Genomic DNA, 13,743 nt, shown 5'->3' on the forward strand with positions numbered 1-13,743 from the left:
ACGCGGTGAGTTCACTGGGGCCGGCATCCACGAAGGTGACGACCAGACGGCCGTACCCTCAGACACCCAACAACGTGCCAGGCACAGTCCGTTCCTCGAATCCCGTGTTCCACGCCGAAGCAGTACTAGCGGTTTCTCGTCCCTGACTGTGCCAACTAATCAACGTTCCACCCATGAGCTGACCGTGCAGAACGTTCGTCTGCATCCGGTGCTGTGCTCCTTAGAAAGGAGGTGATCCAGCCGCACCTTCCGGTACGGCTACCTTGTTACGACTTCGTCCCAATCGCCAGTCCCACCTTCGACAGCTCCCTCCCACAAGGGGTTGGGCCACCGGCTTCGGGTGTTACCGACTTTCGTGACGTGACGGGCGGTGTGTACAAGGCCCGGGAACGTATTCACCGCAGCAATGCTGATCTGCGATTACTAGCAACTCCGACTTCATGGGGTCGAGTTGCAGACCCCAATCCGAACTGAGACCGGCTTTTTGAGATTCGCTCCGCCTCGCGGCATCGCAGCTCTTTGTACCGGCCATTGTAGCACGTGTGCAGCCCAAGACATAAGGGGCATGATGACTTGACGTCGTCCCCACCTTCCTCCGAGTTGACCCCGGCGGTCTCCTGTGAGTCCCCATCACCCCGAAGGGCATGCTGGCAACACAGGACAAGGGTTGCGCTCGTTGCGGGACTTAACCCAACATCTCACGACACGAGCTGACGACAGCCATGCACCACCTGTATACCGACCACAAGGGGGGCACCATCTCTGATGCTTTCCGGTATATGTCAAGCCTTGGTAAGGTTCTTCGCGTTGCGTCGAATTAAGCCACATGCTCCGCTGCTTGTGCGGGCCCCCGTCAATTCCTTTGAGTTTTAGCCTTGCGGCCGTACTCCCCAGGCGGGGAACTTAATGCGTTAGCTGCGGCACCGACGACGTGGAATGTCGCCAACACCTAGTTCCCAACGTTTACGGCGTGGACTACCAGGGTATCTAATCCTGTTCGCTCCCCACGCTTTCGCTCCTCAGCGTCAGTAATGGCCCAGAGATCCGCCTTCGCCACCGGTGTTCCTCCTGATATCTGCGCATTTCACCGCTACACCAGGAATTCCGATCTCCCCTACCACACTCTAGCCTGCCCGTATCGGATGCAGACCCGGGGTTAAGCCCCGGGCTTTCACACCCGACGTGACAAGCCGCCTACGAGCTCTTTACGCCCAATAATTCCGGACAACGCTTGCGCCCTACGTATTACCGCGGCTGCTGGCACGTAGTTAGCCGGCGCTTCTTCTGCAGGTACCGTCACTTGCGCTTCTTCCCTGCTGAAAGAGGTTTACAACCCGAAGGCCGTCATCCCTCACGCGGCGTCGCTGCATCAGGCTTGCGCCCATTGTGCAATATTCCCCACTGCTGCCTCCCGTAGGAGTCTGGGCCGTGTCTCAGTCCCAGTGTGGCCGGTCGCCCTCTCAGGCCGGCTACCCGTCGTCGCCTTGGTAGGCCATTACCCCACCAACAAGCTGATAGGCCGCGGGCTCATCCTTCACCGCCGGAGCTTTCCACCCGCCGAGATGCCTCGGCAGGTCGTATCCGGTATTAGACCCCGTTTCCAGGGCTTGTCCCAGAGTGAAGGGCAGATTGCCCACGTGTTACTCACCCGTTCGCCACTAATCCACCCCGAAGGGCTTCATCGTTCGACTTGCATGTGTTAAGCACGCCGCCAGCGTTCGTCCTGAGCCAGGATCAAACTCTCCGTGAATGTTTACCGGATATCCGGTGAGACACTCGCGTTGAGCGGGACAGCCAGACCGGAATAAGGCCGGCTGTCCACAGCGTCCTCGCTGTGTGTGCCACCCCGAAGGGGTGGACTTTTTCAAAGGAACCTCGACCATCCGAAGATGGACGGGGTATCAACTAATCTGGCGTTGATTTTTGGCACGCTGTTGAGTTCTCAAGGAACGGACGCTTCCTTCGTACTCACCCTCTCGGGCTTTCCTCCGGGCTTTTCCCTTCGGTCCTGCGTTTCCGACTCTATCAGATCTTTCCGACCCGATTTCCTCGGTGCTTTCCGGCCCCTTTCGCTTTCGCTCCGGGCCCTTCCGGCGGTTCCGACTCTATCAGATCCTTTCGGCGTCTGATTCCCAGTCAGCGGGAGTTGTCTTTCCGGCTGTTGGGCCGTTCCGACGAGTGAGACTTTAGCGGATTCCCCGCCTCCGACGCTAATCGGGGGCCGGCGTCCAAACCTTCGAACGCGGATTCCTCATTTCGCAAAAACGCGCGGAAAGCATGACGGCGCGGCAAAGCGCTGTCGGCTTCTGTGGTTCTTGCGGAATGGCTGTCCGGGGCCGACCGGGGTCGGTGCTCACGTCGGACAACTCGGAGAACACTACGGAGGCGGGGAGGTCGTGTCAAGCCTGGTCCGGGGCCCGGTGGCGGAAGGCGTTGCGGTAGGCGCGGGGGCTGGTGGAGAGGTGGGAGGCGAAGTGCTGGCGCATGGTGACCTCGCTGCCGAAGCCGGCGCGGCGGGCCACCTCGGGGAGGGGGTGGTCGGTGAGCTCCAGGAGCTTCTGGGCGGCGGCCACGCGCTGGGTGATGAGCCAGTGCAGGGGGGTGGTGCCGGTGGTGGCCTGGAAGTGGCGGGCGAAGGAGCGGGGGGACATGCCGGCGACGGCGGCGAGGCCCGCGACCGTGTGGGGTTCGGAGAGGTGGGCCAGGGCGTGGGCGCGTACGGCGGCGAGGGCGTCGGCGTCGCGGTCGGCGCGGGGGGTCGGGTGCTCGATGAACTGGGCCTGGGTCCCCGTACGGAAGGGGGCCGTGACCATGGAGCGGGCCACCGTCGCGGCCGCTTCGGCGCCGTGGGCCGTACGGACGAGGTGGAGGCAGAGGTCGATGCCCGCCGCGGTGCCGGCCGAGGTCCAGATGCCGGAGTCCTCCACGAAGAGGGCGTCGGGTTCGACCCGTACCGCCGGGTGGCGGGCGGCGAGGGTGCGGGCCAGGTGCCAGTGGGTGACCGCGCGGCGCCCGTCGAGGAGGCCGGCTCGGGCCAGGACGAAGGCGCCCGCGCAGAGGGAGGCCACCGGGACGCCGGTGGAGTGGGCGCGGCGGAGGGCGTCGAGGACCGGGGGCGGGACGTCGGCGTCCGGGTCCTCGATGCCGGGGACGATCACGAGGTCCGTGGGGGTGAGGTCGTGCAGCCAGGTCAGGGGGCGGTCGGGAGTCAGGGTGAGGCCGCCCCGGAGGCGTACCGGGGTGTGCGGGTCGGTGGCCGCGCGGTGGAGGGCGAACGGGGGGACGCCGCGGAGGGCGCGGTCGCTGCCCCAGACCTCGGTGATGACGGAGACGTCGAAGGCGCGGACGCCCGGGAAGGCGAGGAGCGCGATGCGCTGGGGGTGGGGTTCCGGGGGCGGCGCCATGGGTGGCAGTAAACCATCGGTCGGTGGCATTCCACCCTCTGGGGCGCGAGGCCCGGCGGCGGAAGGATCGTCGGCATGGAGATCGCGGAGAACGCAGCGCTGGTGGTCGTGGACGTGCAGAAGGGCTTCGAGGAGGAGTACTGGGGGAGGCGGAACAATCCGGAGGCGGAGCGGAACATCGCCGTGCTGATCGATCTGTGGCAGGAGACCGGGCGGCCGGTCGTCTTCGTGCGGCACGACTCGCCGGAGGGGTCGCGGTCGCCGCTGCGGGCGGGGCACGGGGGGAACGACTTCAAGGACTTCGTGGAGGAGCGGCGGGGGAAGGGCTCCGGGCCCGAGCTGCTCGTGGTGAAGTCCGTGAACTCGGCGTTCTACGGGGAGCCGTCCCTGGACGCGTGGCTGCGGGGGCACGGGGTCGGGCAGATCGTGGTCGTCGGGATCCAGACGAACATGTGCAACGAGACGACGGCCCGGATGGGCGGGAACCTCGGATACGACGTGGTGTTCCCGCTGGACGCGATGCACACCTTCGACCTGGAGGGGCCGTACGGCTGGACGGCGGGCGCGGACGAGCTGACGCGGGCGACGGCCGTCTCCCTGCACGGGGGCGGGTTCGCGAAGGTGGTGGGCACGGAGGACGTGGTGCGGGGGGCCTCCGCCTGATCCCGAGCCGCCGGGGTTCGGTGGCCCCGGCGGCGGCGCGGGCCGTCAGCCGTTGCCGGAGGCGAGCTCGCGGCTGCGGTCGCGGGCCGCTTCGAGGGCGGCGATGAGGGCGGCCCGTACGCCGTGGTTCTCCAGCTCGCGGATGGCGCTGATGGTGGTGCCGGCCGGGGAGGTGACGGCCTCGCGGAGCTTGACCGGGTGCTCGCCGCTGTCGCGGAGCATCACGGCGGCGCCGATGGCGGCCTGGACGATGAGGTCGTGGGCCTGGGCGCGGGGCAGGCCGAGGAGGATGCCGGCGTCGGTCATGGCCTCGACCAGGAAGTAGAAGTACGCGGGGCCGGAGCCGGAGAGGGCGGTGGCGGCGTCCTGCTGGGACTCGGGGACGCGGAGGGTCTTGCCGACGCCGCCGAAGATCTCCTCGGTGTGGGCGAGGTGGTCGGGGGTGGCGTGGCTGCCGGCCGAGATGACGGACATGCCCTCGTCCACCAGAACGGGGGTGTTCGGCATGACGCGGACGACGGGGGTGCCGGCGGTGAGGCGTTCCTCGATGAAGGAGGTGGGGATGCCCGCTGCCGCGCTGACGACGAGGCGGTCGGCGGTGACGTGCGGGGCGAGCTCGTCCAGGAGGCGGCCCATGTCCTGGGGCTTGACGGCCAGGATGAGGGTGTCGGCGCGCTTGGCGGCCTCGGCGTTGGTGACGGTCTCGACGCCGTAGCGGGTGCGGAGCTCCTCGGCGCGCTCGGCGCGGCGGGCGGTGACCAGGAGGTTCGCGGGGCGCCAGCCGGCGCGGATCATGCCGCTGAGGAGCGCTTCACCGATCTTGCCGGTGCCGAGGACTGCGACGGTCTGGGTCATGGCTCTGTTCACCTCGCCGGAGGGGGTACGTGTCGTCATCCTCGCACCGGGGGTCGTGGTGGTGCGGTGGGTGTCCGAGGGGCGGTCAGGCCGTGCGGCGGCGGAGGGTGGCGGCGCCGAGGGCGAGGACGAGGAGGGCGGAGCCGGCGACGACGAGGACGTCGCGGACGAAGGCACCGGTGACCTCGGGGTGGCGGAGGACCTCGTTCATGCCGTCGACGGCGTACGACATGGGCAGGACGTTCGAGACGGCTTCGAGGGCGGGGGCCATGCGGTCGCGCGGGGTGAACAGGCCGCAGAGGAGGAGCTGGGGGAAGATCACGGCCGGCATGAACTGGACGGCCTGGAACTCGGACGCGGCGAAGGCGGAGACGAAGAGGCCGAGGGCGGTGCCGAGGAGGGCGTCGAGGAGGGCCACCAGGAGCAGGAGCCAGGGGGAGCCGACGACGTCGAGGCCGAGGAACCAGAGGGCGAGGCCGGTGGCGAGGGCGGACTGGACGACGGCGAGGAGTCCGAAGGCGAGGGCGTAGCCGGCGATGAGGTCGCCCTTGCCGAGGGGGAGGGCGAGCAGGCGTTCCAGGGTGCCGGAGGTGCGTTCGCGCAGGGTGGCGATGGAGGTCACCAGGAACATCGTGATGAGCGGGAAGATGCCGAGGAGCGAGGCGCCGATGGTGTCGAAGGTGCCGGGGCTGCCGTCGAAGACGTACCGGAGCAGGAAGAGCATCACGCACGGCACGAGGAGCATGAGGGCGATCGAGCGCGGGTCGTGGCGCAGCTGGCGCAGGACGCGGGCGGCGGTGGCGAGGGTGCGGGCGCTGCTCATGGCCGGGGCTCCTGGTTCTGGTGCTGATCCTGGTTCTCGCGGGAGGCGGCCGCGTCGACCAGGTGGAGGAAGGCCTCTTCGACGGTGGGGGTGTCGTTGCGGCGGCGGAGGGCCTCGGGGGTGTCCTCGGCGAGGATCTCGCCCTCGCGCATGAGGAGGAGCCGGTGGCAGCGCTCGGCCTCGTCCATGACGTGGGAGGAGACGAGGAGCGTGGTGCCGCGGTCGGCGGCGACGCGGTGGAAGAGGTCCCACAGGTCGCGGCGGAGGACGGGGTCGAGGCCGACGGTGGGTTCGTCCAGGACGAGGAGTTCGGGGGCGCCGAGGAGGGCGACGGCGAGGGAGACCCGGCTGCGCTGGCCGCCGGAGAGCCGGCCGGCGAGGGAGTCGGCGCGGGAGGTGAGGTCGACGTCGGCGACGGCCCGTTCGACGGCGGCGCGGCGCTCGTGGCGGTGGGCGCGGCCGGGGAGGAGGACGGCGGCGAAGTGGTCGAGGTTCTGCCGGACGGTGAGGTCGTCGTAGACGGACGGGGCCTGGGTGACGTAGCCGATGCGGGAGCGCAGGGCGGGGTCGCCGGCGGGGCGGCCGAGGACGGTGAGGGTGCCGCCGACCTTGGCCTGGGTGCCGACGATCGCGCGCATGAGGGTGGTCTTGCCGCAGCCGGAGGGGCCGAGGAGGCCGGTGATGCGGCCGGCCGGGACGGTGAGGTCGAGGCCGCGCAGGACGGTGCGGTCGCCGCGGACGGCGGTGAGGGAGCGGGCGGTGATCGCCGCGGGGGTGGGGTCGGTGGTTTCGAGGTCGTCGGCTTCGGTGTCGTCGGCTTCGGACCGGTCGCCGCTCCCGTCCGCCGAATAATTCATCATGTGATGAATAGTGGGCCTGGGGGTGCCGGCCGTCAAGCTTCCGGAAGGTGTCGGGTTACTTGCCGCGCTTGGGCTTCCTGCGGGCTGCCGGGTTGCCCGTGCGGGAGCCCCGGCGCTTCTCGTAGCGGGCGAGGGCCGCCTCGTACTCGGCGCGGTGCAGCTTCTCGCCGGGCGCCTCGGTCAGGCAGCGGGCGGCGTACGCGAGGAGCGAGCCGATGAAGCCGATCGCCTTGAGGCTGCGCAGGGAGTCCTCGCGGGCCGGGTCGTCCGGCCGGCGCTGGAAGCCCTCCCAGGTCTTGCGGCAGGCGATGGCGCTGCAGACCGCGAACATGACGATGACCAGGCCGTTGACGAGGCCGCCGGTGTTCGCGATCTGCAGGCCCTGGAAGGCGAAGCGCAGCACGAAGCAGGCCGCGACGGCGGCGGCGAGCGCACCGGCGGCCAGGCCGGCGCGGCGCAGTGCGTAGTGGCCGCTGTGGTCGACCCAGGTCGTGCCGAAGAAACGGATCTCCTCGGGGCGGGGTCCGGCGGAGGGGCCGCCGGTGGCGGCGGTCTTTCCGGCGGCGCTCCCGGCGGTCTTTCCGTCCGCCGTGCCGCCTGCCGTACGCGGGGTCTGCTCGTCGTCGCTCACGAGGTCGATTATCCCCGGGCGGCGTCCGGGCAGGTCGGGCGCGGCGCCGTGCCACGGAGCCGTCGCGGCCCGTGCGCGCGCGGGAGTCGGGGACGTGCCCCCGGGGGCGGTGCCGTCCCGGGGGCCCGTCGTGCCGGTGGCGGTCCCGGCGTCAGCCGCAGCGGGGGGCCATGTAGCCGTCGCTGCCGGTCCTCACGTACGCGTCCGAGACGAACTCGTCGCTCGCGATGTTGTCCCAGATGTTCGAGGTGCCGTACGGGCCGGCGACCCGTTCGCCCGGCGTCTGGCAGTAGATCGGCACGCTCGCGCCCAGCGGGAGCGTGCGCACGATGCCGTACTTCGTGCCCGGGCCGGAGCGCACGTTGACCCGGTAGCCGGGTGCGATCGGATAGCGCGTGACGCTCATGGAGACCACCTCGTCCGGTTCCGCGGTGGTGCTCGACTCTTCGACAGCCATGACGGCCTCCCCCGTTGGAATTCGCTCTCTGCGACGCGCAGGCTAGCAAGCCCCTCCGACATCGCACGCACCATGGAATAGGCTCCGTGCGTCGCGCACGCGCGCGGACTCGACGGGGAACCACACGGGGGTGGGCGATGCCGCCGTTGCGCGATGCCGGTGCCGACCGGGAAGCAGAAGGACCCGAGTACGCGGGCGCGTACCGCCTCCAGGCCCGTCTCGGCGCGGGCGGCATGGGCGTGGTCCACCTGGCCACCTCTCCCTCCGGGCTGCGGCTCGCGGTCAAGGTCGTGCACGGGCAGTACGCGGAGGACCCGGAGTTCCGGGCCCGCTTCCGTCAGGAGGTCGCGGCCGCGCGCCGGGTGAGCGGCGCCTTCACCGCGCCCGTCGTGGACGCCGACCCCGACGCCGTACGCCCCTGGATGGCGACGCTGTACGTCCCCGGCCCCACCCTCGCCGACCAGGTGAAGCGGAACGGGCCCCTCTCCCCCGCCGGGCTGCGCCGGCTGACGGCGGGGCTCGCGGAGGCGCTGCGCGACATCCACCGGGCCGGGGTGGTCCACCGGGACCTCAAGCCGAGCAACGTGCTGCTCACGGACACCGGGCCGAAGGTCATCGACTTCGGCATCTCGCGGCCGGTGGACAGCGACCTGCACACGGAGACGGGGAAGCTGATCGGGTCGCCGCCCTTCATGGCGCCCGAGCAGTTCCAGCGTCCCCGGGAGGTCGGTCCCGCGGCGGACGTGTTCGCCCTCGGGTCCGTGCTCGTGCACGCCGCGACCGGGCACGGCCCGTTCGACTCCGACAGCCCGTACATCGTCGCGTACCAGGTCGTGCACGACGAGCCCGATCTGACGGGCGTTCCGGACGACCTCGCCCCGCTGGTCGCGCGCTGCCTCGCCAAGGAGCCGGCGGAGCGCCCGTCCCCGGCCGAGATCATGGCGGCGCTGCTGCCGCCCTCGTACGAGGCGACGGCGTTCGTGCCGTCGCAGCGGCGGGCCCCCTCCGCGCCCGCTCCCGAGCCCCGGCCCCCGGCCTCCTGGGAGGCGGACACTCCGGTACGCATGACCACGAACCGGCCCCGGCGCCGGTGGCCGCCCCACCGGGCCGTCACGGCCGCCGCGCTCCTCGTCCTGGCCGGCGGCGCGGTCTTCGCCGCCGTCCCGTCCGGCGGGGGCGATCCCGCGCCGGAGCCGCGCCGGACCGGGGCCGCCGGGGCGTTCGCCGGGTGGCAGACCCCGCTGCAACAGGACGGCGACCCCGCCGCGCCCGCCTGCGCGTACGTCGGCGACGCCCTCTTCTGCTCGGGCCGGGGCATCGGCGTGGCGCGGCTCGACCCCGCGACCGGCCGCACGCTTTGGTCGCGGCCGGCGCCCCCCGGCGAGAAGCACTCCGCGCCCGTGCCGCTCTCCGGCGGCCTGCTCGGCGTCGTCTCCGACGACGACCGCCTGCGGGCGTACGGGACCGACGGCGCTCCCCGCTGGGACACGGGCGCGTCCGGACGCCACGGCGGCGTGCGGGGAGCGGGCGACACGGTCCTCACCGGCGGTTCGGGCACGGTGAGAGCCGTGGACGGCGCGACGGGGGAACTCCTCTGGGACCACGCGCTGCGCGGCCACTCCGCGCCGCGCCTCGGCCAGTACGCGCCGGAGACCGGCCTCCTGCCCGTCTTCGAGAACTCGGCCGGCGGGACCCACACCCTCGTCAGCGCCCTGCGCCCTAGGAGCGGCGGGATCGCCTGGCAGGAGCGCCTGGACGGAGACCTCGTCCCGGTGGGCACGGGTGCGGACGGCGTCCTCTTCCTGCGGTCCGTGAACCTCGACTCGCGCACCGACGCCGTCGTCGTCCACGACCCCGCCTCGGGGTCCACCCGGCGCGTCCCGCTGCCGTCCCTCCTCGACGAGCCCCGGTTCGCCGTGCGGGGCACGACCGTCTACCTGCTGACGCCGACGGGCCGGCTGACCGCCCTGGACACCGCCGCTCCCGGCGGCCGCGTCCGCTGGGAGCTGGAGACCGCCGCCGGCACCGTGTCCGTCCCCGTCACCGGCCCCGGCGACCGGCTCTACTTCTCCGCCTCCGACGGGCGGCTGCTCGCCGTCGACACCGCGCGCGGCGCCCTCCTCGGGCAGACCCGGCCCCGGCTGCGGGACGGCAGGCTCGGGTACGCGACGACCGTCCCCGCGCCGGTCGTCGCCGGGGACCGGGTGTTCGGGACGGCGCCGGACGGGTCCGTGTTCGCGGTGGACGCGGGCGATCCGGGGGCCTGGTGAGCCCCCGTCTCCGGTAGACCTCCGTACGCGTACGCGTGGAGGGGTCGGCCGCCTTCCGGGAGCCGGTGTACGGGTCGCGCTTCCGTACGCGTACGCGTGAGGGGGCCCGGAGCTTCGAAAAGCCCCGGGCCCCCTCGCGTACGTCCGTCCCGCCGGGATCAGCCCAGCTTGGTCACGTCCCGGACCGCGCCCTTGTCGGCGCTCGTCGCCATCGCCGCGTACGCCCGCAGCGCCGCCGAGACCTTGCGCTCGCGGTTCTTGGGCGCGTACACCCCGCCGAGGGCCTCGCGGCGGGCGGCGAGGACGTCGTCGCCGACGAGCAGGTCGATCGAGCGGTTCGGGATGTCGATGCGGACCCGGTCGCCGTCCTCGACCAGGGCGATGACGCCGCCCGAGGCCGCCTCCGGGGAGGCGTGGCCGATGGAGAGGCCCGAGGTGCCGCCGGAGAAGCGCCCGTCGGTGACCAGGGCGCAGGTCTTGCCCAGGCCCCGGCCCTTGAGGAAGGAGGTCGGGTAGAGCATCTCCTGCATGCCGGGGCCGCCCTTGGGGCCCTCGTAGCGGATGACGACCACGTCGCCGTCCTTGACCTGCTTGTTGAGGATCTTCTCGACGGCCTCCTCCTGCGACTCGCAGACGACCGCCGGGCCCTCGAAGGTCCAGATGGACTCGTCGACGCCGGCCGTCTTCACGACGCAGCCGTCGGCGGCGAGGTTGCCGTGCAGGACCGCGAGGCCGCCGTCCTTCGAGTACGCGTGCTCGGCGTCGCGGATGCAGCCGCCGGCCGCGTCCGTGTCGAGGGCCTCCCAGCGCTCGGACTGGGAGAAGGCGGTGGCGGAGCGGACGCAGCCGGGGGCCGCGTGCCACAGCTCGACGGCCTCCTCGGTCGGGGAGCCGCCGCGCACGTCCCAGGCGTCCAGCCACTCCTTGATGGAGCGGGAGTGGACGGAGTGGACGTCCTCGTTGAGCAGGCCGGCGCGGTAGAGCTCGCCGAGGATGGCGGGGATGCCGCCGGCGCGGTGCACGTCCTCCATGTAGTACGTGCGGTCCTTGGCGACGTTCGGGGCGACCTTGGCCAGGCAGGGGACGCGGCGCGAGACCTCGTCCATGTCGGGCAGGCCGTAGTCCAGCTCGGCCTCCTGGGCGGCGGCGAGCAGGTGCAGGATCGTGTTGGTGGAGCCGCCCATGGCGATGTCGAGGGCCATGGCGTTCTCGAAGGCGGCGCGGGTCGCGATCGAGCGGGGCAGGACGGAGGCGTCGTCCTCGTCGTAGTACCGGCGGGTGATGTCCACGACCGTGCGGGCGGCGTTCTCGTAGAGGGCGCGGCGGGCGGTGTGGGTGGCGAGGACCGAGCCGTTGCCGGGGAGGGAGAGGCCGATGGCCTCGGTCAGGCAGTTCATCGAGTTGGCGGTGAACATGCCGGAACAGGACCCGCAGGTCGGGCAGGCGTTCTCCTCGATGCGGAGGATGTCCTCGTCGGAGATCTTGGGGTTCACGGCGTCGGAGATCGCGTCGACCAGGTCGAGCGTGCGGACCGTGCCGTCGACGAGGGTGGCGCGGCCGGACTCCATGGGGCCGCCGGAGACGAAGACCGTCGGGATGTCGAGGCGCAGGGCGGCCATCAGCATGCCGGGGGTGATCTTGTCGCAGTTGGAGATGCAGATCAGGGCGTCGGCGCAGTGCGCCTCGACCATGTACTCCACGCTGTCCGCGATCAGGTCGCGGGAGGGCAGGCTGTAGAGCATGCCGCCGTGGCCCATCGCGATGCCGTCGTCCACGGCGATGGTGTTGAACTCGCGGGGGATGGCCCCGGCGGCCGTGATGGCCTCGGAGACGATCCGGCCGACCGGCTGGAGGTGGGTGTGGCCGGGGACGAACTCCGTGAAGGAGTTGGCGACCGCGATGATCGGCTTCCGGCCGATGTCCGCGCCGGGTACACCGGAGGCGCGCATAAGGGCGCGTGCGCCCGCCATGTTGCGGCCGTGGGTGACAGTGCGGGACCTCAGCTCGGGCATCGTCGCTCGCTCCTCGTGACGGGTGTGCTTGCCTTCGAGCGTACGCCGCCGGACCAAGATCTGGACAGCGCGTCCGCATGGCGGACAGGGTGTTCAGCTTTCGGTCAGGTGTCCGGGGAGGCGGACCCGTCAGCTCTCGGTCAGGTAGCGCTGGAGGGTCGGGGCCACCTGGGCGACGATCGCCTCCGGGTCGGCGGAGGCCAGCGGCTCGACCCGGATCACGTACCGCAGGATCGCGATCCCGATCATGTGCGAGGCGGCCAGCTCCGCGCGGAACTTCGGGTCCGGTACGTCGAGCTCGGCGGCGATCCGTTCCAGGAGCCGCCGCAGCACGAAGGTCCGCAGGACCGCGGCCGCCGCCTCGTGGGTCAGCGCGGAGCGCACGATCGCGAGGAGCGGGGCGCGGCTGGCCGGGTTCTCCCAGACGCCGATGAAGAAGCGGGCGAGGCGCTCGCCGATGCCGTCGCGGGGGCCGGAGACGATCGCCGGGACGACGGTCGCGGGCTCGAAGGAGACCTCGACGGCGGCGGCGAAGACCTCGTCCTTCGACCCGAAGTAGTGGTGCACGAGGGCCGGGTCCACCCCGGCCGCGCGGGCGATGCCGCGCACCGAGGCCTTGTCGTAGCCGCGCTCGGCGAACTGGTCGCGGGCCGCCTCCAGGATGCGGGCGCGGGCGCCCGGCCCGCTCTCCTCGGCGGTGCGGGAGGGGCGGCCGCGGCGGCGGGGGGCGGGGGCGGCCTGGGGGCCGGTACCGGATCCGGCCTCGGGTCCGGTACCGGTCTCGGGGCTCTGGCCGGTCGCGGGGGCGGGGCCGGCCCCGGGGTCCTGGGCGGTCACGGTTGCTCCGGTCCCGTCACGGGCGCGGGGTCCGGGAGGGGCGCCCGGCGGCGGAGGCGAGGTGGAGCCGGGTGAAGGCCAGGGCCTCCGCGAGGTCCGCCTCGCGCTCGGCGGCCGACATCGCGCGGCGGGTGTTGACCTCGATGACGACGTGCCCGTCGAAGCCGGTCACCGCGAGCCGCTCCAGGAGCTCGGCGCAGGGCTGGGTGCCGCGCCCCGGGACCAGGTGCTCGTCCTTGGCGGAGCCCCGGCCGTCGGCGAGGTGCACGTGGCCGAGCCGGTCGCCCATGCGGTCGATCATGGCGAGGGCGTCGGTGCGGGCGGTCGCGGTGTGCGAGAGGTCCACGGTGTAGTGCCGGTAGTCGTCCTTGGTGACGTCCCACTCGGGGGCGTACGCGAGCATCTCGCGGTCCTTGTACCGCCAGGGGTACATGTTCTCGACCGCGAACCGCACGTCGGTCTCGTCCGCCATCCGCCAGATGCCGCTCACGAAGTCGCGGGCGTACTGGCGCTGCCAGCGGAACGGCGGGTGCACGACGACCGTGGAGGCGCCGAGCTTCTCGGCCGCCGTCCGGGCCCGCTGGAGCTTGACCCACGGGTCGGTGGACCAGACGCGCTGGGTGATGAGGAGACAGGGGGCGTGGACGGCCAGGATCGGCACCCGGTGGTAGTCGGAGAGCCGGCGCAGGGCCTCGACGTCCTGGCTGACGGGGTCGGTCCACACCATGACCTCGACGCCGTCGTAGCCGAGGCGCGCGGCGACCTCGAAGGCCGTCGCCGTCGACTCCGGATAGACCGAGGCCGTCGACAGGGCGACCTTCGCATCCGGGACGCGCACCACTGGTTCTGCCACGCAGACAGGGTACGGGGCGGGCCGGGGCGCCGGAGGGTGGTTCGGGTCACGCCGGGCCGCCCCGGAGCCGTGAACGCC

11 protein-coding genes and 1 rRNA gene are annotated in these 13,743 nt (G+C 71.6%); 2 read left to right on the forward strand and 10 right to left on the reverse strand.

Annotated elements, in window-relative coordinates; genetic code table 11:
• Positions 1-224 precede the first annotated feature (224 nt).
• Both CP977_RS15425 and CP977_RS15435 read right to left on the reverse strand, forming a co-directional pair.
• A 16S ribosomal RNA gene (locus CP977_RS15425) occupies positions 225-1,750 on the reverse strand.
• 649 nt (positions 1,751-2,399) lie between these two features.
• Positions 2,400-3,404 (reverse strand): GlxA family transcriptional regulator, encoded by a 1,005-nt coding sequence (locus tag CP977_RS15435; RefSeq protein WP_152370309.1) that lies wholly within the window; start codon positions 3,402-3,404, stop codon positions 2,400-2,402.
• Between the two features lie 75 nt (positions 3,405-3,479).
• Between CP977_RS15435 and CP977_RS15440 the strand changes: the two genes are divergently transcribed.
• Positions 3,480-4,067 carry a cysteine hydrolase family protein gene (locus CP977_RS15440; protein WP_152370310.1) on the forward strand — a complete coding sequence of 196 codons (588 nt, stop codon included), beginning with the start codon at positions 3,480-3,482 and terminating at the stop codon, positions 4,065-4,067.
• Positions 4,068-4,112: 45 nt separating this feature from the next.
• Here the strand turns inward: CP977_RS15440 and proC are convergent, their stop codons facing one another.
• The 5 genes from proC to CP977_RS15465 form a co-directional block, all read right to left on the reverse strand.
• Positions 4,113-4,922, reverse strand: a complete 810-nt coding sequence (proC, locus tag CP977_RS15445; RefSeq protein ID WP_062754465.1) for a pyrroline-5-carboxylate reductase — start codon at positions 4,920-4,922, stop codon at positions 4,113-4,115.
• A gap of 85 nt (positions 4,923-5,007) precedes the next feature.
• Complete coding sequence (locus CP977_RS15450) at positions 5,008-5,745, reverse strand: ABC transporter permease (RefSeq protein ID WP_062754463.1); 738 nt, start codon at positions 5,743-5,745, stop codon at positions 5,008-5,010.
• Positions 5,742-6,605 carry an ABC transporter ATP-binding protein gene (locus tag CP977_RS15455; protein WP_229991700.1) on the reverse strand — a complete coding sequence of 288 codons (864 nt, stop codon included), beginning with the start codon at positions 6,603-6,605 and terminating at the stop codon, positions 5,742-5,744. Before CP977_RS15455 ends, CP977_RS15450 begins: the two co-directional genes overlap by 4 nt.
• Before the next feature lie 55 nt (positions 6,606-6,660).
• Positions 6,661-7,236, reverse strand: a complete 576-nt coding sequence (locus CP977_RS15460; RefSeq protein WP_062754461.1) for a hypothetical protein — start codon at positions 7,234-7,236, stop codon at positions 6,661-6,663.
• A gap of 151 nt (positions 7,237-7,387) precedes the next feature.
• The gene (locus CP977_RS15465; RefSeq protein WP_062754459.1) at positions 7,388-7,693 is read right to left on the reverse strand and encodes an SH3 domain-containing protein; all 306 of its coding nucleotides are present in this window, start codon (positions 7,691-7,693) and stop codon (positions 7,388-7,390) included.
• A 137-nt stretch (positions 7,694-7,830) separates the two neighbouring features.
• Between CP977_RS15465 and CP977_RS15470 the strand changes: the two genes are divergently transcribed.
• Positions 7,831-9,963 carry a serine/threonine-protein kinase gene (locus tag CP977_RS15470; RefSeq protein ID WP_152370311.1) on the forward strand — a complete coding sequence of 711 codons (2,133 nt, stop codon included), beginning with the start codon at positions 7,831-7,833 and terminating at the stop codon, positions 9,961-9,963.
• Between the two features lie 158 nt (positions 9,964-10,121).
• Here the strand turns inward: CP977_RS15470 and ilvD are convergent, their stop codons facing one another.
• The 3 genes from ilvD to CP977_RS15485 all read right to left on the reverse strand — a co-directional run bounded on the left by ilvD (position 10,122) and on the right by CP977_RS15485 (position 13,665).
• On the reverse strand, positions 10,122-11,975 hold the full coding sequence (gene ilvD, locus CP977_RS15475; protein ID WP_109186919.1) for a dihydroxy-acid dehydratase: 1,854 nt from the start codon (positions 11,973-11,975) through the stop codon (positions 10,122-10,124).
• A 129-nt stretch (positions 11,976-12,104) separates the two neighbouring features.
• On the reverse strand, positions 12,105-12,812 hold the full coding sequence (locus CP977_RS15480) for a TetR/AcrR family transcriptional regulator (protein ID WP_079131150.1): 708 nt from the start codon (positions 12,810-12,812) through the stop codon (positions 12,105-12,107).
• Positions 12,813-12,828: 16 nt separating this feature from the next.
• Positions 12,829-13,665, reverse strand: a complete 837-nt coding sequence (locus CP977_RS15485; protein ID WP_183953370.1) for a sugar phosphate isomerase/epimerase family protein — start codon at positions 13,663-13,665, stop codon at positions 12,829-12,831.
• Positions 13,666-13,743 lie beyond the last annotated feature (78 nt).

The sequence above is a fragment of the Streptomyces cinereoruber genome (assembly GCF_009299385.1).
In the GTDB taxonomy this organism is placed as follows: domain Bacteria; phylum Actinomycetota; class Actinomycetes; order Streptomycetales; family Streptomycetaceae; genus Streptomyces; species Streptomyces bikiniensis.